This is a genomic window from Catenovulum maritimum, assembly GCF_001050375.1.
Classification (GTDB): domain Bacteria; phylum Pseudomonadota; class Gammaproteobacteria; order Enterobacterales; family Alteromonadaceae; genus Catenovulum; species Catenovulum maritimum.
Map to the genome: position 1 here is coordinate 60,263 of NZ_KQ130492.1, position 24,603 is coordinate 84,865.

The 24,603-nt window shown below is 38.8% G+C and carries 20 protein-coding genes; 19 read left to right on the plus strand and 1 reads right to left on the minus strand.

The window, feature by feature from the left end; all coding sequences use genetic code 11:
• From XM47_RS11785 to adk, 7 genes are all read left to right on the plus strand, one after another.
• Complete coding sequence (locus tag XM47_RS11785) at positions 1–3,711, plus strand: pilus assembly protein (RefSeq protein ID WP_245623463.1); 3,711 nt, start codon at positions 1–3, stop codon at positions 3,709–3,711.
• A complete protein-coding gene (locus XM47_RS11790; RefSeq protein WP_048692725.1) occupies positions 3,711–4,154 on the plus strand; it encodes a type IV pilin protein in 444 nt (147 codons plus the stop codon). The genes XM47_RS11785 and XM47_RS11790 overlap by 1 nt, the downstream gene beginning before the upstream one ends.
• Positions 4,155–4,185: 31 nt before the next feature.
• Positions 4,186–4,440 (plus strand): TapY2 family type IVa secretion system protein, encoded by a 255-nt coding sequence (locus tag XM47_RS11795; protein WP_412731124.1) that lies wholly within the window; start codon positions 4,186–4,188, stop codon positions 4,438–4,440.
• Between the two features lie 378 nt (positions 4,441–4,818).
• The gene (gene tkt, locus XM47_RS11800; RefSeq protein WP_048692728.1) at positions 4,819–6,813 is read left to right on the plus strand and encodes a transketolase; all 1,995 of its coding nucleotides are present in this window, start codon (positions 4,819–4,821) and stop codon (positions 6,811–6,813) included.
• 75 nt (positions 6,814–6,888) lie between these two features.
• A complete protein-coding gene (gene epd / locus XM47_RS11805) occupies positions 6,889–7,896 on the plus strand; it encodes an erythrose-4-phosphate dehydrogenase (RefSeq protein WP_048692824.1) in 1,008 nt (335 codons plus the stop codon).
• 58 nt (positions 7,897–7,954) lie between these two features.
• Positions 7,955–9,130, plus strand: a complete 1,176-nt coding sequence (locus tag XM47_RS11810) for a phosphoglycerate kinase (RefSeq protein WP_048692730.1) — start codon at positions 7,955–7,957, stop codon at positions 9,128–9,130.
• 175 nt (positions 9,131–9,305) lie between these two features.
• Positions 9,306–9,950: an adenylate kinase gene (gene adk / locus XM47_RS11815; RefSeq protein ID WP_048692732.1), complete on the plus strand. Its 645-nt coding sequence runs from the start codon at positions 9,306–9,308 to the stop codon at positions 9,948–9,950.
• 82 nt (positions 9,951–10,032) lie between these two features.
• On the opposite strand, the gene XM47_RS11820 is transcribed toward adk, so the two are convergent.
• The gene (locus tag XM47_RS11820) at positions 10,033–12,099 is read right to left on the minus strand and encodes a beta-propeller domain-containing protein (protein WP_048692733.1); all 2,067 of its coding nucleotides are present in this window, start codon (positions 12,097–12,099) and stop codon (positions 10,033–10,035) included.
• Between the two features lie 164 nt (positions 12,100–12,263).
• Between XM47_RS11820 and XM47_RS11825 the strand changes: the two genes are divergently transcribed.
• From XM47_RS11825 to fliL, 12 genes are all read left to right on the plus strand, one after another.
• Complete coding sequence (locus tag XM47_RS11825) at positions 12,264–13,226, plus strand: MipA/OmpV family protein (protein ID WP_048692735.1); 963 nt, start codon at positions 12,264–12,266, stop codon at positions 13,224–13,226.
• Positions 13,216–13,620: a DUF3019 domain-containing protein gene (locus XM47_RS11830; RefSeq protein WP_048692736.1), complete on the plus strand. Its 405-nt coding sequence runs from the start codon at positions 13,216–13,218 to the stop codon at positions 13,618–13,620. Before XM47_RS11825 ends, XM47_RS11830 begins: the two co-directional genes overlap by 11 nt.
• A gap of 1 nt (position 13,621) precedes the next feature.
• Positions 13,622–14,320 (plus strand): response regulator, encoded by a 699-nt coding sequence (locus XM47_RS11835; protein WP_048692738.1) that lies wholly within the window; start codon positions 13,622–13,624, stop codon positions 14,318–14,320.
• A 2-nt stretch (positions 14,321–14,322) separates the two neighbouring features.
• Positions 14,323–15,588, plus strand: a complete 1,266-nt coding sequence (locus XM47_RS11840; protein ID WP_048692740.1) for an ATP-binding protein — start codon at positions 14,323–14,325, stop codon at positions 15,586–15,588.
• Between the two features lie 104 nt (positions 15,589–15,692).
• Positions 15,693–16,031: a flagellar hook-basal body complex protein FliE gene (gene fliE, locus XM47_RS11845; RefSeq protein WP_048692741.1), complete on the plus strand. Its 339-nt coding sequence runs from the start codon at positions 15,693–15,695 to the stop codon at positions 16,029–16,031.
• A 20-nt stretch (positions 16,032–16,051) separates the two neighbouring features.
• On the plus strand, positions 16,052–17,764 hold the full coding sequence (gene fliF / locus XM47_RS11850) for a flagellar basal-body MS-ring/collar protein FliF (protein WP_048692743.1): 1,713 nt from the start codon (positions 16,052–16,054) through the stop codon (positions 17,762–17,764).
• Positions 17,757–18,785 carry a flagellar motor switch protein FliG gene (gene fliG, locus XM47_RS11855; RefSeq protein WP_048692745.1) on the plus strand — a complete coding sequence of 343 codons (1,029 nt, stop codon included), beginning with the start codon at positions 17,757–17,759 and terminating at the stop codon, positions 18,783–18,785. The genes fliF and fliG overlap by 8 nt, the downstream gene beginning before the upstream one ends.
• Before the next feature lie 42 nt (positions 18,786–18,827).
• Positions 18,828–19,619, plus strand: coding sequence for a flagellar assembly protein FliH (gene fliH / locus XM47_RS11860; RefSeq protein ID WP_048692746.1), 792 nt, complete (start codon positions 18,828–18,830; stop codon positions 19,617–19,619).
• Between the two features lie 113 nt (positions 19,620–19,732).
• Positions 19,733–21,055: a flagellar protein export ATPase FliI gene (gene fliI, locus XM47_RS11865; protein ID WP_048692747.1), complete on the plus strand. Its 1,323-nt coding sequence runs from the start codon at positions 19,733–19,735 to the stop codon at positions 21,053–21,055.
• Positions 21,055–21,489, plus strand: a complete 435-nt coding sequence (gene fliJ, locus XM47_RS11870) for a flagellar export protein FliJ (RefSeq protein ID WP_245623464.1) — start codon at positions 21,055–21,057, stop codon at positions 21,487–21,489. The genes fliI and fliJ overlap by 1 nt, the downstream gene beginning before the upstream one ends.
• A 131-nt stretch (positions 21,490–21,620) precedes the next feature.
• Positions 21,621–23,951 (plus strand): flagellar hook-length control protein FliK, encoded by a 2,331-nt coding sequence (locus XM47_RS11875; RefSeq protein ID WP_048692748.1) that lies wholly within the window; start codon positions 21,621–21,623, stop codon positions 23,949–23,951.
• A gap of 83 nt (positions 23,952–24,034) precedes the next feature.
• On the plus strand, positions 24,035–24,577 hold the full coding sequence (fliL, locus tag XM47_RS11880; protein ID WP_048692750.1) for a flagellar basal body-associated protein FliL: 543 nt from the start codon (positions 24,035–24,037) through the stop codon (positions 24,575–24,577).
• Positions 24,578–24,603: the final 26 nt, after the last annotated feature.

The window sequence follows — 24,603 nt, forward strand, 5'->3', positions numbered from 1 at the left end:
ATGTTTAAACTGAAATCAATGTTGTTGATAGTGACACTTTTGTGTTCTGGTCAATTGATGTCGGAAGATATTGAACTCTATGTTCGGAATATAGGCGATAGGGTTGGTACTGCACCGCAAGTATTAGTCATATTTGATAACTCTGGCAGTATGTCCAGAAGTGAGACGGTAAAATCAGCATACGATCCCAGCCAAACTTACTCAGGAAAGTATACCAATGGTGCAAATGATAGAGCTGTATTTTTTACCGTTGGAGCTGCTGGATTAGAAGACTTGCCTGATCCAGATACAACAGCACGACGATTTAATGAAGCGATTAATGCCTGTAACCAATCTCTTATTCCCTTGTATGGTTTATGGCAACATAACAGTACAAGTGCTGAGTTAACTGGTTATGAAATTGAACAAGCGGGTGACAGCCTGACAGATTACACCTTAATAGAAGGTGGAGAAGGGTATTATGTAGATAGGGTTGGGGAATATTACTCCAATGGACAATTTAAGCAAACTTGGCGCAGTTTACGTGAAAATAATGGTATGAATGCAACCGATATCATGGATTGTTTGCGAGACATAATGGAAGTTGATCAAGCTAACCCAGGTGAATACGGTGCGCAAAATGGAAATGGAACGCCTGTCGGAGACGGATTACCAGTTAATGGTTATTCAACAGGTAGTGGTAAGAATAAAGATGCTAAGTCGCATTATTTAGTTGCTAACCCAAGTGATATTGAAAATGATGCTGGTTACCAACAATACAAATCCCCCTTCACAGACGTTGCTGTGGTGACCCTCTATACAGGTAATTATTTAAATTGGAAAACATCTGCTACAGAAGATGTTGGGACAGATACTAAAAGTCGATTACAAATTGCCAAAGAATCAATTACATCGGTAATTAATGCAACTGCTACTGTCGACTTTGGTTTAGCTCTTTTTAATATTAATTACCCATATGAAGGGCGTAATGATGGCGGTCGGATTGTTTCTAATATTAAGGAACGTAATACGGCTGAGACTAACGATTTAATCGATACTATTAATAGTATACGAGCTGAAACCAATACACCTTTATGCGAAACCTTATATGAAGCTTATCGATATTTTGGTGGTAAATCGGTTAAATACGGAAATGAAAATGGTAACTATGTACCTTATTGGACCAGTGCTAATTTTGTTCATATAGAACCGGATAAAGACACATCGGCAGAATCTGGCGGGAGCTACATTTCTCCTTTTGGTAATAACTGTCGTGACGAAGCTTATGTTATTGTTATTACTGATGGTTATCCAACGCTCGATAATAATGCTAATTCTTTAATAAGTGGCTTGTCTGGCGCTAACTCAAACTCAAGAGTAGATAATAATTATTTACCTGTACTTTCAGAGTGGATGTTCAATCATGATGTAAATAACAATCTAGATGGCGATCAAAATGTGGTTACTTATACGATTGGTTTTGGCGAAGATGCAGTTAGTGCTGAAGCTATATTAGCTGCAGCAGCTGAAAATGGTGGTGGTGAGTATTTCCCTGCTACAGATCCTGATGAACTATCGACCGCATTACAGAAAGCCCTGATTAGTATATTAGAGCAAAGTGCTTCTTTTACTTCACCTTCGGTTGCTTCAAATAATTTTGATAGAACGCGAAGTTTAGACAATGTCTATTATTCAATGTTTTTTCCAGAAGATAAGCCTAGGTGGCCGGGCAACCTGAAGAAATTATCCGTGACCAATAATGTCATAGTTGATTCAAATGGTACAACAGCCATTGACCCGAATGGCAATATAAAAAGCACATCATATTCTTATTGGGGAGCCTCTGCTAATTGTCTAGATGGTAATACGGTTTGTGCTGATGGCAATGATGTTGATCGAGGTGGTGTTGCTGAATATATGGCGGGATTAAATCCAGATGGCCGCCAAATTTATTCTGATATTGGCAACAATAACTCGCTGGCAAACTTCGTTTATGGTAATGCTGCAAGTGCAATCCCTGATTTAGCCGGTACATTGAATGTTTTAGCAGGCGAAGAGGAAACATTATTTAAATGGGCTAGAGGTATTGATGTTCATGATGAAAATGGCGATGGTTCTTCAATCGATACTCGCTCTGACTTATTTGGAGATCCACTACATTCTAAACCTTTGGTGATTAACTATGGTGGTACAGCCGAAAATCAAGATTTGAGAATTGTAGTTGGGACGAATGCTGGCTTCCTGCATATGTTTGAAGATGAAGGCAGCACAGTGAAAGAGAATTGGGCATTTATACCTAAAAGCCTTTACCCTAACTTGGATTTGCTAAGGGATAATATTCCCAATTCAGGTAAAGTTTATGGCGTCGATGGCTCACCAGTCGCTTATGTAAAAGATATTGATGGCACTATTAATAGTGGCGATGGCGATAAAGTTTGGCTATACACAGGTATGCGCCGTGGTGGAAATCAGTATTTTGGCTTTAATGTGACGATTCCTACTTCGCCAAGTTTGATGTGGACAATAACAGGTGGCGGATCTGAGTTTCCAACCCTTGCCAATACATGGTCGCAACCGTCGATTGCTTTGATTAATAAAGCGGGCCATGATGCTTCTGCTCCGGTTCTTATCTTTGGTGCAGGTTATGTTAATGATAGCGATACCTCTTCGGCTACGACACTGGGACGAGGAATTTATATTGTCGATGCTGAAACGGGTGAAAGAATCTGGAGTTTTACGCCTGATGCAAATTTATCGAATAATACTCAAACCAGCATGATAGACGCCATGCCCGGTAAAATAGCGACTTTAGATTCAGATTTTGATGGTTTAGTCGATCGACTATACGCAAGTGATTTAGGTGGTAATGTCTGGCGTGTCGACTTATACGGCAGTGACCCAAGTAATTGGAGTGTGATTAAATTAGCCGCTTTAGCCGGCTCGACTGCAAGTGAAAAACGTAAGTTTTTTAATGAGCCAACAGTGGTTCGAACTTTCTTTAACGTTAAAAAACGCGTCAGTTTAGAAGGTAATGAAGACTCGGATATTATTGTATCTAAAGAAGTGCCTTACGAAGGAATATTACTTGGCAGCGGTGATAGGGCGCATCCAAATAGCTCTAGCGTTAATGATACTTTATATTTAATCCAGGATAGAAATATAGTTACTCAGTCTTTCACGACAGCCCCAACTTGGAGCAATATAACGGAAGCTGATTTATTTGATATGACAGATGATCCAATCAATACGGCGAGTAATGACACAGATTTGCAAGAACTCTTGATCAATATGTCGACTAAGAAAGGCTGGAAAATTGAGTTGTCAGGCACCAACGAAAAATCGCTTTCTTCAGCGCGAGTGATAGGAGGTGTTGCATATTTCACCTCGTATACCCCACCTGCTTCCGGTGTTTTAGCCAATAGCTGTGCGATAAAAGCTGGGGTTGGGACGCTTTATGCGATGGATTTGAGCTATGGTACGCAAATTTATGATTGGGGAACCTCAATGGAAATAGGCAACCGCATACCAGACACGCCAGTTACTTTTGCTGGTGAAAATGATGCTGGAAAAAGTTTACTATCCTTCATTGGCGTTGGCCAAGGGGAAAACCAAACTGGCGTGATACAAGCTAGAAAATCGACAGGTGAGCCAGGTATTCAATGTACAGGTGACTGTGATCCTGAATATGGTTTAGGAACTTATAAATTACATACAAAAGTAACGGAAAATTAATGAAAAAACAGAATAAAATAATGGGGTTTACTTTAGTTGAACTCATGATATCAGTCGGCATTTTGGGTATTTTAGTCATGTTTGCTTATCCAGCGTATGTAAACTACTTTGCTCAAAGTTATCGTGCCGATGTATTGAGAGAATTAGTCAGAGCTGTCAATCGGCAGGAAGAGTACTTTGCGGATCAGCTCACTTATACCGATTCTATGACCAATTTAGGTTTTTCAGCAGACCCTTATACAGTCGATACGGGGATGTACACAATTGATGTCGTTGTCACAGAAAGTACGGATTTAACCGCCGAATTTTTATTGCGTGCTACGGCATCTAGTCAACAATTGTCAAATGATGAAAATTGTAAAACGATAAGTATTAATCACCTAGGTGAAAAAACTGCTACGGATGTAAATAACAATGACTCTACGAATGATTGCTGGTTTTAATATGAAAAACATTGCTTTAATGCTTGCCTGTTTGGCAAGCTTTAACGGCTGGTCGAATGAAGAATATAAGTGCTACTTGTCTTTATCAACAGGTGAAAAAAGAGTGGCTTTGGCACCCAAATCCAATTCGCTTAACCAAATGAAAGCGAATTTAATATCGACAGGTATTTACGCTAAAGACGGTAAAACCAAGCTAAAAGTAACGAAAGTGCATGAATGTGTCCGTTTTAGTCAAAAATTTAGTAACGATAAAGCTCGGACTTTAGATGAAAGAAGCTTATTTTAATTTGTCCATTTTTAATTGGTTCATCGGGGCTGTTTATAATTTGAGTTGATAGCAAATGTAATAATGCTTGTAACAGCTTGGATTTAGTCACAGGGTCTGTATGTAATTAATTTCAGCTAATTTTATTTCGCTCATATCAGCATGGATCAAGTATAATTTTTTATAGTCTATTACTAATTTTTCTTTGCCTTCTTACAAGCCTTCCTACAATTGTCATATTTATATCTCATTATGCTGGGTATAAGTGATAAATATTTGCACTTGCCCTAGTAATTAAGCGAAAATAGCGCTCGATTTTATAAGCTGGCCTAAATTTCTCTTTAAGAGCCAGCCAAGTATTTATAATAAATAATCTTTTTAATATTTTGAGGAGTCAAAATGGCATCACGTAAAGATCTGGCCAACGCGATTCGTGCTTTAAGCATGGACGGTGTTCAGAAAGCAAAATCTGGACATCCAGGTGCACCTATGGGTATGGCTGATATCGCACAAGTATTATGGTGTGATTTCTTAAACCACAATCCAACTAACCCTAAGTGGTCAGACCGAGATCGTTTCGTTTTATCAAACGGCCACGGCTCTATGTTAATTTACTCTTTATTACACTTATCTGGTTATGCTTTACCAATTGAAGAGTTACAACAATTCCGTCAATTACACTCTAAAACACCTGGTCACCCTGAATACGGTTACACAGAAGGTGTTGAAACAACAACTGGTCCATTAGGCGCAGGTATCTCTAATGCAGTTGGTTTCGCAATCGCTGAAAAAACATTAGCGGCGCAATTTAACCGTGAAGGCCATGACATAGTTGACCATTTCACATACTGTTTCTTAGGTGACGGTTGTTTAATGGAAGGTATCTCTCACGAAGCTTGTTCTTTAGCTGGTACTTTAGGTTTAGGCAAATTAATCGCATTTTGGGATGACAACGGTATTTCTATCGACGGTCACGTTGAAGGTTGGTTCACAGAGAACGTACCTGGTCGTTTCGAATCTTATGGTTGGCATGTAATTGCTGATGTTGATGGCCATAACCCAGAAGCTATCGCAGCTGCAATTGAAGAAGCTAAATCAGTAACTGATAAGCCAACAATGATTTGTTGTAAAACTATCATTGGTTTTGGTTCACCAAATAAATCTGGTAGCCACGACTGTCACGGTGCTCCACTAGGTGATGAAGAAATCGCTGCAGCACGTGAATTCTTAAACTGGCCACATGCACCTTTTGAAATTCCTTCAGACGTATATGCTGGTTGGGATCAAAAAGAAGCGGGTACAGCTAAGCAATCTGCTTGGGAAGCTAAGTTTGAAGCATACAAAGCAGCATACCCTGAATTAGCGGCTGAATATGAGCGTCGTGTAATTAAAGGTGACTTACCAGCTGATTTCGCTGAGAAAGCAAATGCATTCATCGCTGAAACACAAGCTAAAGGCGAGAACATTGCTTCACGTAAAGCATCACAAAACACAATCGAAGCTTTCGGTGCGTTATTACCTGAATTACTAGGTGGCTCTGCTGACTTAGCAGGTTCAAACTTGACTTTATGGTCAGGTTCTAAAGGTATCCAAGACGACGCTGCTGGTAACTACATCTTCTACGGTGTACGTGAATTCGGTATGTCTGGTATCATGAATGGTATCTCTTTACACGGTGGTTTCATTAACTACGGTGCTACTTTCATGATGTTTATGGAATACGCACGTAATGCGGTACGTATGTCTGCATTAATGGGTATCCAAAATATCTTCGTATATACGCACGATTCAATTGGTCAAGGTGAAGATGGTCCAACTCACCAACCTGTTGAGCAATTAGCTAACTTACGTTTAACACCAAACATGTCTACATGGCGACCAGCTGATGCGACAGAAGCGGCTGTTGCATGGAAAGCAGCTGTTGAGCGTCAAAATGCGCCAACTTCTTTAATCTTCAGCCGTCAAGGTTTACCTGCTCAAGCTCGTACTGCTGAGCAAGTTGCGAACATTGAAAAAGGTGCTTACGTATTAGTTGATTGTGAAGGTACTCCTGAAGTTATCTTAATCGCAACAGGTTCTGAAATTGGTTTAGCGGTTGCATCTGCTAAAGCATTAGAAGCTGCTGGTACTAAGACTCGTGTTGTTTCTATGCCTTCTTGTGATTTCTTTGATGCACAATCTGCAGAATACAAAGAATCTGTATTACCTGCTGCTGTTACTAAGCGTGTTGCTATCGAAGCGGCTCATACTGACTTCTGGTACAAGTATGTTGGTTTTGCTGGTGGTATGGTTGGTATGCGTACATTTGGTGAATCAGCACCAGGTGGCGAGTTATACAAACACTTCGGTTTCACAGTAGAAAACGTAGTAGAAACAGTTAAAAAATTAGGTTAATTCTTAGTTTTTTGTTGTGAAAGGCAGACCTAGGTCTGCCTTTTTTGACTCTTGGTGTTAATTGCTGGAGATTGGATTATTATTCGCATTGTGATTAATGGCTTTGGCCGAGTTGGCCGGAGTATTGTTAGAGCTATTTACGAAAATGGCTTACAAGATGAGATTCGCATTGTTGCGATAAATGAATTAGCCGAACCTGAGGCGATTGTTCATTTATTGAAATATGATACTACCCACGGCCGATTTAAGGCTGATGTATGTATAGAGAATAACAGATTAAAAGTGAATGATGATTCAATTCATTTGTTGAATGAATCAGATTTAACTCAACTGCCATGGATGAACATGAGAGTTGATGTTGTAATGGAATGTAGTGGTGTTGTTCGAGGTTTTGAAGATTCATATATTCATGTAAGGCAGGGGGCTAAAAAGGTATTATTATCTCACCCAGGCGATACTCACATGGATGCCACCATAGTTTATGGGGTAAATCAGCAAAGCTTGAATGCTAAAGATAAGATTGTTTCGGCAGCGTCTTGTACTACTAATGCATGTGTACCTGTCATTACTGTCTTGGATGATGCATTTGAGATTGATAGCGGTAGTGTCACTACGATTCACTCTGCTATGAATGATCAACAAGTCATTGATGCATACCATACAGATTTACGCAGAACTCGCGCAGCAAGCCAATCTATTATTCCTGTAGATACTAAACTGGCTGTGGGTATAGAAAGAATTTTGCCAAAATTTGCGGGCAGGTTCGAAGCTATTTCTGTAAGAGTTCCAACAATTAATGTCACGTCTTTGATTTTGACTGTAACTGTAAAAGACGAAGTTAAAATTCAAGATGTAAATAATGCAATAAAAAAAGCGGCAACAGGGGCTTTAAAAGGTATACTCGATTATACTGAAGACCCACTAGTATCATCCGATTTTAATCACGACCCTCATTCATGCATTGTTGATGGCACACAAACTCGTGTCAGTCATGGCAAACTTGTTAAAGTACTAATTTGGTGTGATAACGAATGGGGTTATGCAAATCGCATGATAGATGTATGCCGAGCAATGATGAAATAAATCGACAGATTTGACACAAAGTAAGACTAAAATAAATATATAATTATCGGAGAGAAACATGTCAGTAATAAAGATGACAGACTTAGACTTAAACGGAAAAACAGTTTTAATTCGTGAAGATTTAAACGTTCCATTAAACGAAGGCGAAATCACTTCAACTGTTCGTGTTGACGCTGCTATCCCTTCTATCCAAGCAGCATTAGATAAAGGCGCAGCTGTTTTAGTTATGTCTCATTTAGGTCGCCCAACTGAAGGTGAATTCTCAGAAGAATTTTCTTTAGCGCCAGTTGTTGCTTACTTAAACGAAAAGTTATCAGTACCAGTTACTTTAGCGAAAGATTACCTAGATGGTGTTGATGCTAAAGCGGGTGAAGTTGTTGTTTTAGAGAACGTTCGTTTTAATCTTGGCGAAAGTGCTGATGATGAAGTGTTATCTAAAAAATTAGCTGCATTATGTGACGTGTTCGTTATGGATGCATTTGGCACAGCACATAGAGCACAAGCTTCTACTCACGGTGTTGCTAAGTATGCACCTGTTGCAGCAGCGGGTCCTTTATTAGTAAATGAATTAGATGCATTAGGTAAAGCTTTAGGTAACCCTGAGCGTCCTTTAGTTGCTATTGTAGGTGGTTCTAAAGTTTCTTCTAAATTAACGGTTTTAGACGCATTTTCTAAAATTGTTGACGTATTAGTTGTTGGCGGTGGTATCTCAAATACTTTCGTTGCTTCAGCGGGTAACGAAGTTGGTAATTCTTTATATGAAGAAGACTTAATTCCAGAAGCTAAACGTTTACGTGAAACTACAGAAGTTATTTTTGCAACTGACGTACGTACAACAAAAGATGGTTTCAGCGATTGGAGTCATGACTCTAAAACTGAAACTAAGAAAGTTAACGAAATTCAAGCTGACGAAGAAATTATCGATTACGGTCCAGAATCAGCAGCTAAAGCGGCTGAAATTATCAAGTCGGCTAAAACGATTATTTGGAATGGCCCTTGTGGTGTTTTCGAATTTGATGCTTTCTCTAAAGGTACAGAAACAGTTGCACGTGCAATTGCTGAAAGTGAAGCTTTCTCAATTGCTGGTGGCGGTGATACATTAGCAGCAATCGATAAGTTTGATCTAGCTAACGACATCTCTTATATCTCAACAGGTGGCGGTGCATTCCTTGAGTTTGTTGAAGGTAAAGAGTTACCTGCAGTTAAGATTTTAGAAGAAAGAGCAAAAGCTTAATTTCTCTCTATTTTTTGACTTTTAAAAGCCACTTTCGAGTGGCTTTTTTGTTTTTAGTCTTGGTAGATTGTAAACTATTTATCGCGAAAATTAGGGTGCCAGAACAGTTTCAACTTGTAAAAATGGCATATTTTGTGTATCTTTCGCGCCAGTTAATTTTCACTTAGAGGTTATTATGCGAATTATTTTATTAGGTGCTCCGGGCGCTGGTAAAGGTACGCAAGCCCAGTTTTTAATGCAGCAATATGGTATTCCGCAAATTTCTACGGGTGACATGTTACGCGCAGCAATTAAAGCTGGCACTGAAATGGGTTTAGCAGCCAAAAAAGTTATCGATGCAGGTCAATTAGTTTCAGATGAAATTATTATTGGCTTAGTTAAAGAGCGTATCGCTCAAGACGACTGTAAATCTGGCTTTTTATTAGATGGTTTCCCAAGAACGATTCCACAAGCTGACGCTATGCTAGAAAGCAAAATCGATATCGATTTTGTACTAGAATTTGATGTGGCAGATGAAGTTATCGTAGAGCGCATGAGTGGCCGTCGTGTACACCCAGGTTCTGGTCGTGTTTATCACATGGTTTACAACCCACCTAAAGTGGAAGGTAAAGATGATGAAACAGGCGAAGATTTAATGATTCGTCCTGATGATGAGCCAGAAACAGTTAAGAAACGCCTAGATATTTATCATGAGCAAACAGAACCACTAGTTGCTTATTATCAAGATTTAGCTGGCAAATCTTCAACTCAGTATCATAAATTAGATGGTACGCAAGCAGTTGATGCAGTTAGCTCACAATTAAAAGAGTTACTAGGTTAATTCTTAGTTTAATTTCGAGAATTTAAAAACCCCGTTTAGGTTAACCTAAACGGGGTTTTTTATTACATGGGATTAGAAACTACTAATACGGACCATTGGTGACACTAGGATCGTCCCAAGTCGCATGCCAAAATTGATTACCGTGTAGGTAGAAGATACTATCTAACGACAGGCTATCGTCTTTATGTAGTATGGCTCTGTCTTCGTAGCTGCCGATATAAGCATTGCCATCTAATGCTGGCTGCACACTGGATTTATGGTTTAGTGCTGTACTCGAATCCTGTGTCTTAACTTCGAATAAAGCGAGTTCTGTCGTTTCACGCCAAACACCAGTGTCAGCAGTCTGAGTGACCCCCCAGGTTTGTATCGGTAGGGCAAACCTGTGCTCATCATCTGATATTTTTAGGTAAGTTAAAGCATGGTAATTGTATTCGGCAGGGGTGTAACCATTGGGGAATATTTTTTTACCAATTTCTGTTGGGTTTTGTGGATCACTGACGTCAAACAATACAACTTTGGCACCTTCTTGCGTTGGTGGTGCTATGCTAATGTTGTCAGGAGTTGGTTCCCTTAAAAATCGGTTTTGATCAATTTCTTGGCCAATTGCGAAAATGAGCTTGTCAGAAATTGGGTGCAAGTAAGATGAAAACCCTGGGATTTCTAATTCACCAACAATTTTGGGTGCAGTTTCGTCTGATAAGTCGATAACATAAAGCGGGTCTATTCGCTCAAAAGTCACTATATAGGCTTTATCACCATAGTAACGTACCGCATAAATATCTTCATTTGGTTTACCGATAGGGTCGGTTTCAGTTTCATTTGGTAAGTTAGCGATTAAGTCTAAGTTTTTAGTTGCTGTATTGGCTTTCAGTATGTGTAGTTTGTGCTCTAGTCTGTCATTTTCGTTGTTGTTTCTCAGGCTGGTGACAACCCGTAAATAGCCATTGTATTCGCTAAATCTAAGGTTGGTTTGGTTCCAACCAAAGTGTCCTGTTAGCTCAGTTGATGCGATATAGTCTATGTCTTGGCTGCTTACATTAAATTGATGGATAAAAGATTTTTGGTTGTAATCACTACCATACATATAGATTGAGCTGTCAGAGGCGTATATGCCCTGTATATGGCTATTAACGCAGACAGAGTTAACTTCAGCTGGGTTGTCTAAATTAATGCTTGTTAGTGTGACTATTGCGTCATATCCGTCTTTGTCACTGGCATCAGCCGGCAAGTAACAATTATCACTTGAAACTAAGAGTTTGGTTTCGCCGTCTTGGTTGGTATAACTTGGCATTAAGTCAGATTCTTGCAGGCTAAGGACTTTTTTGTAATTTTCGAGTTCTTCATCTTGAGTTTGAGCAAAAACTAAATTATCCACATTTGGACTAAAGCTGCTGATGATAAAGAGCTTATTATCAATTCTTCGGCTAGAAATCATATAGCCTTCAATTTCATAGCTAACTTGGCTGCTTGGTATACTAGGGGTTGTGACATCAAAAAGTGAGAAATTAAACCTTTGTTGTTGACGACGCCAAACATCAATTGCTAAATCTATATACTGATAGTAGTTATATTGTTCAGACAGGACACTAAGCTTGTTATCTGCAAGGTATAGTCCTTTTATGCTCGAATTTGTCTCTGAACTACCAAGCTCGATTTTAGAGAGTTCTGTTAGGCTTTTATCTGCTTCTCTTTGCATTACTCGAATGTGCGAATTAGCGACTGTTTGATTTTCTGTTGCTGGGTTTAAATCATCAGAAAATACAAAATTAGAATACCGATTAGCAGCAATATAAAATATATTACCATCGTATTTTACTCTGTCGGCTTCATCTACCCCTGCTTCTTGAGTAATGGTTTGTGAAAAACCGCCGCTGGCGTTGTCTGATGCTGCGTCTGCTACCATTTCTGGCGCATAGTTTTTGTAATATTGAGATGAAGCGTTTATGTAAACCCCATTTTTTAGGTAGGTTAAAAACTCATTGTTGTTGCTGGGTCTCAGCGCTGTAAATGACAGTTCGCTAGGGTTTAAGTCTGGTACCTTGGTAATTTGAGTTTCAGTGTCGTCAACCGACACTGATGAGCCGTTACAAGCGGTTAAGCCTATTAAGCTGGTGTAGCCCAATAGCGTTATTAAGGGTATTAATTTCATGCCTCTATTCCTTGAATATTGAAAAATGGTAAGTTAAATATAGTGTAGGCTTAGGCATTTTCAGTTGCCAAGTGCAACCAAATGTTATCAAGTGTTACCGAAGACTATGATTGATGATTTAAAGTGCTAAATTTAGCATAGTATAATTTTACGTTGGAATTGTTGTGAAGCTTAAATGCCTATTACCATTATTGTTTGTTTTTGCGCCATATTCTCTAGCGAGTGAGGCTGAGGTGGCGGCTGATCAAAGCTTGGTTAAGTTAAATACTTGGCATATCTCAGTTGCTATGGGTTATGGAGTGAAAACCAATCCCCTACATTCAGGTGATAATTTTCCACTCATCCTTGTTCCTAGCGTAAAATATTATGGTGAACAAATTTACTTTGATAATGGTGATCTGGGTTACACTTTTAATGAAACAGAATCATATAACCTCAGTTTAGTTGCTAAGTTAAATAGAGAGTTTGCCCATTTTGTCGATTGGCATCCAACCAATATCTTAGGATCTGTCTCTTTTAGCTCTGGTCATTCATTAAGTGTTTCATCTGATAACCTAGATCAAACCATATCTGAATTAGAAAAAATTGCGGGTGAAGGCGATTTTGTCACAAACCCAGGCAATGGTGATCCAATAGATGCACCAGCAGACAGTAAAAATTATAAATTAAGTTTCGCTGAACTGTCTAAACGCCAATGGTCAATTGATTTAGGGTTACAAGCTAATTGGTATTTTGCGCAGCAAAGTCAATTAAGTTTAGGTATTTATACTGATGTGTTTAACCGTCATGGCGGACAAAATATAAACTTAAATTTGAGCCATTATAGCTATTATTTCAATCGTTGGAAGGTGAGGTACAAGTTAGGGATAGAATGGCTCAGCTCTGATTTAGTTAATTATTATTATGGTGTTAGCGCGGCAGACAAAGTGCACTCAGATTATTATTATCAAGCTAAATCGGCTGTTTTACCTTATGTTTCGATTAGTCCTAGTTACCCAATTTCGTCTTCATGGCAAATACTAGGCTCTTTTAGTTATCAAAAGCTAGATGAGTCGATTAAATCCAGTCCAATTGTAATCAAAGACAATAGAATGACTCTCTTCGCTGGGGTTAATTATGTTTTTTAGCTTTGGTCGGCATTTAGTAATGCTCCTGGCGTTAATTTGCATAACGACTAGCCTTTTTAGTCATGCTTATACTTCAATTCAAGCTGAATTTTATGTTAAGCCGATTACTTGTGTGGTTTTAAAGCAGGGAGACAAGTGTCGTTTGTTAGCTGAATTTAGTTGGCGTTTACCAGATGCCAAAGCTGTGTGTATTTGGCAAGATGATACCAAGTTAAATTGCTGGAGAGCAAGAATGCAAGCGGTTGAACGTATAATGCTAGAGTTAAATCAAACCAGTCGATTTTATTTACGGACAGAATCTGAACAAGTGATTGCAAAACAAGAGATTCAACTTAATACCCTACAAGCCAAGCAGTACAGACGCAGATTACATTCGGATTGGAGTTTATTCTAGTATGTTACATATTGCTTTAGTCGAAGATGATCAAAGGCTTGCACAGTTAATTAGTCAATTTTTACGCCAAAATCAATTTAAAGTGACAGTGATTGACAGAGGGGATCAAGCGATTGAATTTATTCTGGGCCAAAAACCCGATTTAGTGATACTAGATATAAACTTACCTTACCTTGATGGCTTTACGATTTGCCGCTCAATTCGTAATGTTTTTGCCAGCCCCATTTTATTTTTAACCGCTAAAGACAGTGATTTTGATCATGTTTCTGGATTAGAAATGGGCGCGGATGACTACATTATCAAACCGATTGAACCACATGTTTTATTAGCGCGGATTCATAATGCGTTAAGGCGAGGTCAGCCAAAAATAGAGTCTCAGTCCAACAATCACAAGCTACAATTTGGTAAATTGAGTATAGAAAAACATTCCCGTATTGTGACTTATGATGGACAAGACATCGAGTTGACTAGCCATGAATTTGAGTTGCTCTGGTTACTCGCCAGTCACGCTGGTGAGGTGCAAAGCCGTGACTACATACATAAACAAATGATAGGGCGAGAATATGATGGCTTAGATCGTAGTGTTGATGTTCGCGTCTCTAGGTTAAGGAAAAAACTATTTGACGACATTAATAAGCCCTACCGATTTGTGACGGTTTGGGGGAAAGGGTATGTATTTAGTGCAACTGCTTGGGATTAAATTTGACTCGGTTATTTATTAGTTTATATCTGTTGATTATAGCTGGACTGCTGAGTATTGGCTGGCTTGGTGAACAAGTTTGGCAGGCTTATCAACCCAAACAGGATAATAGATTAGCTTTAATCAAAGGCTACACGGCTTTATTACCAGATTTATTACAGCATGCGATTGTACAAGGTAATGACGAAGCGCTGACTGATAAACTTCTAGAAATAGAAACTAAACTTCAAATACAGCTACAAGTGATAGCCAATGACAAGATTCAACTCAATTTCCCTGATCATCAAGAAGCTATCATTAGTTATACAGACGATAATCAAATGATGATTTATCAAAGCTGGCCTGCACATCATTCATTAATCCAACTTGGCCCAATTAAGTTAGAGCAAGATAAAAGTCACTTAAAATCTGCGTTTCAAGTGTTTAGTTATTTGTTGCTCGCGTTTTTCATTGCAGCTTGGACTTGGCCGCTATGGCGCGATTTAAGAAAACTGCAATCCTCTGCCCAATATTTTTCACAGGGTGAATTTGATTATAAAAACGATATTCACCAACAATCTGTGATTAAACCCATTTCAAATAGTTTTGAAGCTATGGCTGCGCAAATTAAGAGTTTATTAGCAGAGCAAAAATTATTGGTTAATTCAGTAAGTCATGATTTAAGAACACCTATCTCAAGATTAAAGTTTGGCCTAGCTTTATTACCTGAATCTAGCCAAGCAGCTTTACCTGAAATTAAGCAAGATATTAGCGACTTAGAAAACTTGATTGATGAATTACTAAGTTATGCTCGATTAGAACAAGATTCTAAACAACTCAATTTAGAAATGGTAAATGTATCTGAATTATTACTGAATCAAGTTGAAAAACTAACCAAAACGACAGCACTAAAATTAAATACTGATCAGGTTAAGGAATCTAATTGGTTATGTGATGGCCACTTAATTGAACGTGTTATTCAAAATTTACTGACTAATGCAATACGTTTTGCTCGCGAACAAGTACAGTTAAGTGTCTCATCTAACAAGGCGTACTTAGTTATCGTGATTGAAGACGATGGTATTGGCGTTGAATCTAAAGACTATCAAACTGTATTTAAAGCTTTTTCAAGGTTAGATAACAATCATAAAAAATCGAGTGGATTTGGTTTAGGCTTAGCTATAGTCGAAAAAATCTGTGTGTGGCATCAAGGTTACTGCGAGCTGGCTAAATCCGATTTAGGCGGCGCTAAATTTAGTGTTTATATCCCTAAACAATCCATTAATTAAGCCATAGACTTGATTTGCTCACCAAATAAGTTAACTTGGCACACCATCTGCATTAACCAAACTAAATTGACATAAGTTCAATATTTTGACGTTTGGAGACTGTGATGAAAATTGGTGCTGATAATCTATATGCTGAAATGCAAAGTATGGCTTTAAAAGCCAACCAAACTATTCGTCCAGAAATCTCAGTTGAAAGTACGCAAGCCGTCAACCCAAGTACTAATCAGTTTGGCGATTTATTGAGCCGTGCAATCAATAATGTTAATGATCTTGGCCATAGTGCAAAAGAAATCACCAATAGATTCGAACTAGGCGATACTAATGTTTCATTGGCTGATGTTATGATAGCGAAAGAAAAATCGAGCTTAGCATTTGAAGCGACTGTTCAAGTACGCAATAAAGTACTTGAAGCTTATGAAAAAATTATGCAAATGCCTGTTTAATTAGGTTGGAGTAATATTAAGTGGCAGAACAAGCAGCAACAACAGATATCGCGGTAAATGATGGACCTTACGAGGGCTCAGAAGCATTGCCGGAAGAGCAAAAATCTGGCTTTTTAAGTTCATTTACTGGCGTCGATATGTTACGCCAAGTTACCCTTATTTTAGCCTTAGCCATTTGTTTAGCCATTGCCATTTTCATTATCGTTTGGGCCCGAGAACCTGACATGCGTCCATTAGGTAAAATGGAAATGCAGGAGCTCATCGAAACCTTAGACTTCCTAGACACACAAAAAATTGAATATCGTTTAGATGGCGATGTTATCTATGTTATCGAAGATGAATTCCAAGATATAAAATTGCAAATGGCTCGTTCTGGTATGAGCAGTGAGCCAGCAACAGGTGCTGATATTTTATTGACAGATATGGGATTCGGTGTCAGTCAAAGGGTTGAAACTGAAAGATTAAAATACAGCCGTGAGCAAAGCTTAGCTAGAACAATTGAAGAGTTGCACACGATTCAACGTGCTAAAGTTTTACTCGCTATTCCAAAAGAAAATGTATTTGCCCGCCACGAGAAAAAGCCAAGCGCGACTGTTGTTTTGACAATGAAACGCGGCAAAATGTTATCAGCAGAAGAAGTTGATTCTGTTGTTGATATGGTGTCTTCAGCTGTACAGGGAATGGAGCCAACTAGAGTCACAGTGACAGACCAGAATGGTCGTCTATTAAACTCGGGCTCGCAAAATGATTTATCTGCTAGATCGCGTAAAGAATATGAAATAGAACAGCAAAGAGAAGCTGAATATATAGAAAAAATTGACTCTATTTTAATTCCAGTTATTGGTTTAGGTAACTACACTGCACAAGTTGATGTGACTATGGATTTCACTTCGACAGAACAAACTCAAAAACGCTATAACCCTGATTTACCCGCTGTTCGTAGTGAAATGACGTTGGAAACTAATTCGTTAGGCAATGGAGCTATGGGCATTCCGGGCGCTTTAAGTAATCAACCACCGGTCGAATCTGATATCCCAGCAATTGCGAAAGCAGGCTCATCAGCAGGCGCATCACCTAGTAAAAGTCACAGAGAAGCCACTAGAAATTACGAATTAGACACTACCATTAGCCATACGCGCCAGCAGTCTGGCGTTATTCGTCGCTTAAGTGTTTCGGTAGCTGTTGATTACATTGGAAAATTAAATGACAACAATGGTGAGATGGAATTTGAACCAAGAGGTGCGGCTGAATTAACCAATATTCGTCGTTTATTACAAGGTGGGATAGGTTTTGATATTCAACGCGGTGATACCTTAGAAGTTGTTACTATTCCTTTTGCTAAACCAGATTTGGGTGATTTAGAGAAAACACCATTTTGGAAAGAACCTTTATTCTTTAAAATGGTTAAGCTAGCCTTAGGCGCAATCATTATAATCGCTTTAATCTTTGCTGTTGTACGTCCAATGCTACGTAAACTTATCTACCCAGAAGATGTCACTGATGAATTTGATGATGCTTCTATATCATCAGGTGTTGATTTAGGTGACGAAACCATTAGCATGTTATCTACTGATTTTGATGAGAGTGCTGTAGGCTTTAATACAGATGGTACTTTAATGTTACCTGACTTACATCAAGATGAAGATGTATTAAAAGCAGTTCGTGCACTAGTTGCTAACGAACCTGTATTATCCTCACAAGTTGTAAAAGCGTGGTTAAGCGAAGATGCCTGATTCTGAAGAAAGTGGATTTGATATTTCGCGCCTAGATGGCGTTGAAAAAGCAGCAATACTATTACTGAGTTTATCAGAAGAAGATGCTGCTCAAATATTAAAACATTTAGAGCCAAAAGAAGTTCAAAAAGTGGGTATGGCAATGGCGTCAGTCGATGACTTTAGCCAAGCTAAAATTACCGCTATCCACAAACAGTTTATTGATGATATACAGCAATTTAGTACCATAGGTTTCCAAAGCACAGAGTTTGTTCGTAAAGCTTTAACTGCCGCTCTAGGTGAAGATAAAGCCGGTAATTTAATTGAACAAATCGTTATGGGTAGCGGTGCTAAAGGCTTAGATTCGCTTAAATGGATGGATTCTAAGCAGGTAGCTAACATTATTCGAAACGAGCATCCGCAAATTCAAACTATCGTATTAGCTTACCTTGAACCTGAACAGTCCGCTGAAATTATGAGTCAGTTCTCTGAAAAAGTTCGATTAGACTTAATGATGCGTATCGCCAATTTAGAAGAAGTACAGCCAGCTGCATTACAAGAATTGAACGAAATTATGGAGAAACAGTTTGCGGGTCAAGCGGGCGCTCAAGCTGCGAAAATGGGCGGCTTGAAAGCTGCTGCGGACATAATGAACTACCTAGACACGAATGTAGAAGGTCAGTTAATGGATTCAATCCGTGAACATGACGAAGAAATGAGTCAACAAATTCAAGACCTTATGTTTGTTTTTGATAACTTGGCAGATGTGGATGATAAAGGCATACAAGCTATACTTCGCGAAGTACAGCAAGAAGTATTAATGCGCGCGATTAAAGGTGCAGATGAAAGCCTTAAAGATAAAATACTGGGTAACATGTCTAAACGTGCTGCCGAATTGCTATCTGATGATTTGGATGCAATGGGACCAATTAGAATTAGTGAAGTAGAAGCAGCCCAGAAAGAAATTCTTTCACTTGCACGACGCTTAGCTGACTCAGGCGAAATTATGCTTGGTGGCGGTGGTGGTGAAGAGTTCTTATAACTTAGTGATTAATTGCCAACCTTTTTGTGGGATCAAAACCTAATGAGTGATGATTTAAAATTTAGACGCTCGATCCCTAAAGATGATAAAGCGTTAGAAAAACTGAAAACTTGGTCCATTCCTCAAGTCGAGAATGAATTAACCAAAGCCGAACAAGAAAAAACCAATGCTTTAGGTAAAAGTCGAACTTGGGTTTATGAAGCACCTGAGCCAGAGCCCGAAGAAATAAAGCCACCGACGCTAGAAGAAATAGAAGCGATTCGCAAAGCGGCTTACGAAGAAGGCTTTGCTGAGGGTAAAGCGGAAGGTTTTGAAGCTGGTCAAGCCGAAGGCAAAGAAGTTGGACATAAAGAAGGTTTTGAAGCTGGCCAAGTAGAAGGTCACGAAGCTGGATTGGCAAGCGGTACGAGTTTAATGGAAGAGAAAGCTCAAACTTGGAACATGCTGATCGAACAACTCGATAACCCATTAGAGAAAATGGATCAAATTGTTGAAATGGAGCTTGTACAATTATGCCAAGCTTTAGCTAAATCTGTCATTAAAACAGAATTAGTAACCAATCAAGATGTTATTTTACAAAGCCTAAAGTCAGCTGCAGAATTATTACCCTTTAATCATCAAGCCTGCCAAATTTTGGTTAATCCGGAAGACTATCAAGTCATCTCTGAACATTACACTGAAGAAGACCTCACTAAACGTAACTGGCGAATTCATGCAGATCCGACCATAGCTCGAGGCGGTATTGATATTAAAACTGAACTATCTAGTATCAGTTTTTTAATGGATGAGCGGATTCAGGAAATATTCGACGAGTTTAATAACCAATCTAATTAAAAAGCCTAGCAAGTGCACTGAGCTAAATTAATTTAATTAGTCAATTTGGCAAAGCACTTGCAACACCACAGAATAATCTTATTTTAGCCATAGTTGCGTCAGGTTTTTGACTTATGTCACTTGCTCAAAGAATTTCACAATATCAAAGCCAAATACCTAGCTGCCGACCAAAAGTAGCAGGACGGTTAACTCGTGTGGTTGGTTTAACGCTGGAGGCCATCGGTTGCCAAGCTGCTATTGGAGATTTATGCCAAGTCGAAACCAGTACAGGCTATATTGATGCTGAAGTTGTGGGCTTTGAAGGCGAAAAAATCTTCTTGATGCCGAATGATACTATTTCGGGTGTACTACCCGGCGCCAAAGTTATTCCTAAATTAGGTCAAGTTGACTTTCCGTTATCTTCTGAGTTACTCGGTAGAGTAATAGATCCACTTGGTAAACCTTTAGATGGTAAAGGTAAATTAGCTAAATCAGATGAAAAATATAAATCTGTTAAAATTAATCCATTGAATCGCCGAGCAATTAAACAGCCTTTAGATGTTGGTATTAAAGCAATCAATGCTTTATTGACAGTTGGTATGGGGCAAAGAATTGGTTTGTTTGCCGGTTCAGGTGTTGGTAAAAGTGTATTGCTGGGAATGATGACTCGAGGTACGGTTGCTGATGTTATCGTGGTTGGATTAATTGGCGAACGTGGTCGAGAAGTTAAAGAATTTATTGATGAAATATTAGGTGAAGAAGGACGAACTAGAGCCGTTGTTATTGCTGCACCAGCAGATCAAGCGCCAATGGTGCGATTAAAGGGTTGTGAAACCGCATTGACAGTTGCTGAGTACTTCAGAGACCAAGGTTTGAATGTTTTATTACTGGTTGATTCTATTACTCGGTATGCGCAGGCACAGCGTGAAATTGCTTTGGCTGTTGGCGAACCTCCTGCAACTAAAGGATATCCGCCTTCAGTGTTTGCTAAATTACCGGCTTTAGTTGAACGAGCGGGTAATGGTGGAGAAGGTCAGGGCTCAATTACTGCATTTTTTACCGTACTTTCGGAAGGTGATGATTTACAAGATCCGATAGCGGATGCGACTAGAGCTATATTAGACGGTCATATTGTTTTATCGCGAGATTTAGCCGATCAAGGGCATTACCCTGCAATTGATATATCCAAATCTATTAGCCGTGTAATGCCTGCTGTTACTAGCCCTGAACATCAGCAACAAGCTCAAATTGTTAAGCGTTTGTATTCAGCTTACGAAAATAGCCGAGATTTAATTACTATAGGTGCTTATACCAAAGGATCAGATCCCGTTGTTGATTCTGCGATTAAATTAAAGCCGAAAATGGATCAATTTCTTCAACAGGGCATGCTAGACATAATTCCATATGATGATGGTTTAACGAATCTAGCTAATATTACCGCGAGTTTTAGACCCTAATGGTGAATAAACAATTACTCCTTATTGCTGAAATTGAGCAAAAAAAAGAAGACCAACTCGCATTGCAGTTTGCTCAAGCTCAGCAAGCTTTAACTGCTCAATATGAAAAAATGGCTGGTTTAGAAAAATATCAGCGTGATTATATGGAAAATATTATTGAGCAGGGGAAAGGTGGTATCTCTAGTACGAGTATGTCTAGGTTCCAAGCGTTTGTTTCTCAATTAGATAAAGCCTGCGGACAGCAAAAAGATAATATTGAAAAAGCAGAAAAAGTCGTAGATCAAAGACGTGCTTTATGGTTGCAACAACAAAGGAAAAGGAAGTCGATCGAGCTAGTTGTCGAAAAGCAAAAGAAGTTACATCAGGTCAAATTAGGGCGTGAAGAACAAAAAATGTTTGATGAGATAGTGACTAATAGGTTCGCAAGACGCTAGGGCTTTTTGCTCTTTTGGTACGAAAATTGTAACACATTTAAATACGTTACTAAGTTAGTCAGAATTTTTACTAAAAAATTATTATTATATTTTAACTAATTGAATTTTATTGTTATTTTTGAGAGGGTGAAATGCAGTACATTGCCAATACACAACCAAATATTGCCGCATTAACTGTAGCTAAAACAAATAAGCCTGCTGAGGTTGTTTCAGACTCGAAGGAATTTGATAATTTAATCAATCAGGAACAGCTAAAGCATCAAGCATATCAGGATAAGCCATCTCCTCGATCAGCTAACCGACCTATCGAAAATTCAGTGCCTAAACAAGAAGCAGCCTCGACTTCGAAAAACCCTCAAAGTCATACTGAAAATGCGACTGATACGAATGCAAAAAATACTCAGGGAGAAAATAAACAGATTCAATCTGAGGCTGATTCAAATAAAGCGACAGAAAATAAATCAGCAGAAGGTAAAACATCAGATTCGACAAAGCCGAATCCGGCATTAGTTTCAGAGAACAAAGAAAAAACATCAAAAAATGAAGCAGAATCGAAAGCGGATTTTAAAGATAATAATTTGGATAACACTAACTTAGAATCCTCTGACGAAGCATCCACTGAATTCGATTTACTCAGCTTTCTGAATAATTCTCAACAAGTTAAAACCGATACTAAGTTTTCAGCAGAGTCAAAAGCCACTAAAAATGCAGATGTTTCGGTAATTAGTAAAGCTATCTTAGTTGAAAAAGAAGCTGGTAAAGCTGAAGCCACCGGAGAACTAACCAAAAAAGCAGGGTTAGATGGTTTATTTGAGACTGCAAACAAGGCTAAATCTGTTTTTAATGCCAGCACCAATGAATTCGCAAAGCACTTACCCAAACAAAGTGAAAAACCTGCTAGTTCAGATGCAGTGGATTTGTTAACCGCAAGCAAAGGTAAACAAAGTGAGGAAAAGCCGGTCGAGACTAAGTCTGTGATGATTGATAACTTGGGCTTGAAGAATCAAGATTCACTTAAAGAAACAGATTCGGGTAAATCACATGCTGCCAAGACAGATATAAAAGAAGCAATAAAATCAGAAGCTAAACCAGAATCTAAATTAGAGACTAAAACAGAAGCTAAAACAGAAGCTAAAACAGACCAAGATAAGGCTGAAGTTGAAAAATTGGATACTAAGCTGGCAGCTAAAGGTACAGATAGTACAGAGACCAATTTAAAAGGTGATGAACAGGTAAAAGACAGTCAGGAAGCAAAACTAGCGAAAGCCAAAGATTCAGAATTGAGCCAGTTAGATAAAGTAAATGAAAAGCTGAACGATAAGAAAAATAGCGAAGACGAAAAACAGGCGGCACAAGTAAAAGTAGATAATCAAGCTAAGCCTGATGCTCAAACCGTCGTAATGGTGGATAAAAAAGCCAATCAAACCGAAGAGAATTTGAAGGACGGTAAAACTCAGTTAAGCCAAGAAGAACTAAATCAAGTGAAATTAAAACCAGCACAGGATGGAACTGAAGGCGAGAGCAAGCCCGTTAAATCGGAAGCTGAAAATAAACCTGCAGAAGCTAATAAAGGCCAATTAACTAAAACCGAAATTGATAAATTAAATCAAGACGCAGTTAAAGATAAATTGAATAATGAAAAATTCGCAGCTGAATCTAGATTGGCCGAGAATCAAGTTGCTAATAGTCAGGAGGGCGAAGTTAAAAACCAAGATGTTATCCAAGCAAAAGACACTAAATCGAACCTGAGTAGCAAAAACCAAAACCAGCAGGGACAAGCTGACGCTAAATTGACTAAACAAGAAAATTTAGAAAAACAATCAACTAAGCCAGACCAAGTGGCAGAACAAAGATCGAATCAAGCGGAAATTGAACAAATACAAATGAGCCAGTTTGCAAATCAATCAGCTCAGGTAGAACAAAGAAGCCAGCAGCTAAATACTCTTGCTGCAACGGCTACTACTCAAGTTACGCAAACAGAACAGCAAATTAAACAAGCAGAAAAGGTACTGGAAAAACAAACCTACAGTTTGAAAGAGCAGATTCAGTTAAGTAAACCAGAAGCCGCATCCCAACTGAATGATTCGGTCAAATTTATGATGAACTCAAGCTCCCAAATGGCCGAGCTGAGGTTAGATCCGCCAGAATTAGGTAAAATGCAGATCAAAATTAGTATGAATGGTGATGTTGCAAGCGTTAGCATGGTGGTGCAGAATCAGCAAGCTAAAGAAATGCTAGATCAAGCAGTGCCTAAACTGAAAGAATTACTTGAAGAGCAAGGGATACAGTTAGGTGAATCACATGTTTCACAGCAGCAACAAGAATCGGGTGGTAAATCGGCTACTGGTCGGAATGGTCAAGGAGCTAATCCAGATAATACGACTGGAATAGACGGAGGCGAAATAATCTCTGAGCAAAAAATTGTTAATGGTCACCTAGGTGAAGTTGATTATTATGCATAAAATGATTTTGCTTCGCTAAAAATCCGTTAAACTAAGATAAGTTATCAAAATTGTTGTGAAAATTTTAATCAGGAGATTTTTCCATGGCGGCAGAACAAGAAAAAGAAGAACTACAAGTAGAAGAATCAGGCGGTAAGAAAAAGCTCATTATCATAGTTGCAGCTGTACTTGTCATTGTTTTAGGTGCTGGTGCTTTTTTCTTTATGAGTGGTAGCGATGAAAGTGAAGCGGCAACTGCTGAAGAAGTTACGTTAGACGAAGCCCCCGCTGTTGCAGAAAATGCGGCACCAGCTTCGGTTGATTTAGGTAGTGCTTTATATGTCGCTATGCCGAGGCCTTTTGTATTTAACGTTCCAGGCGCGAGTCGCGATAGATTAGTACAAATTAAAGTTCAGTTATTAGTTCGTGGTGCAGACAATGAAGAAGCAGCTAAAAAACACATACCTTTAATTGAAGGTACATTATTACGAGTGTTTAGTGGCGCAAGTGCTGATGAATTGGGTACAACTGCGGGTAAAGACGCATTAAAAGCGGGTTCATTGAAAGCGGTTCAAGATGAATTATTAGGTATTTCTGGTAGAACAGTCATTGAAAATGTACTCTTTACCGGCTTTGTAATGCAGTAAGCGTTAAAACAAGAAAAACGAATTTA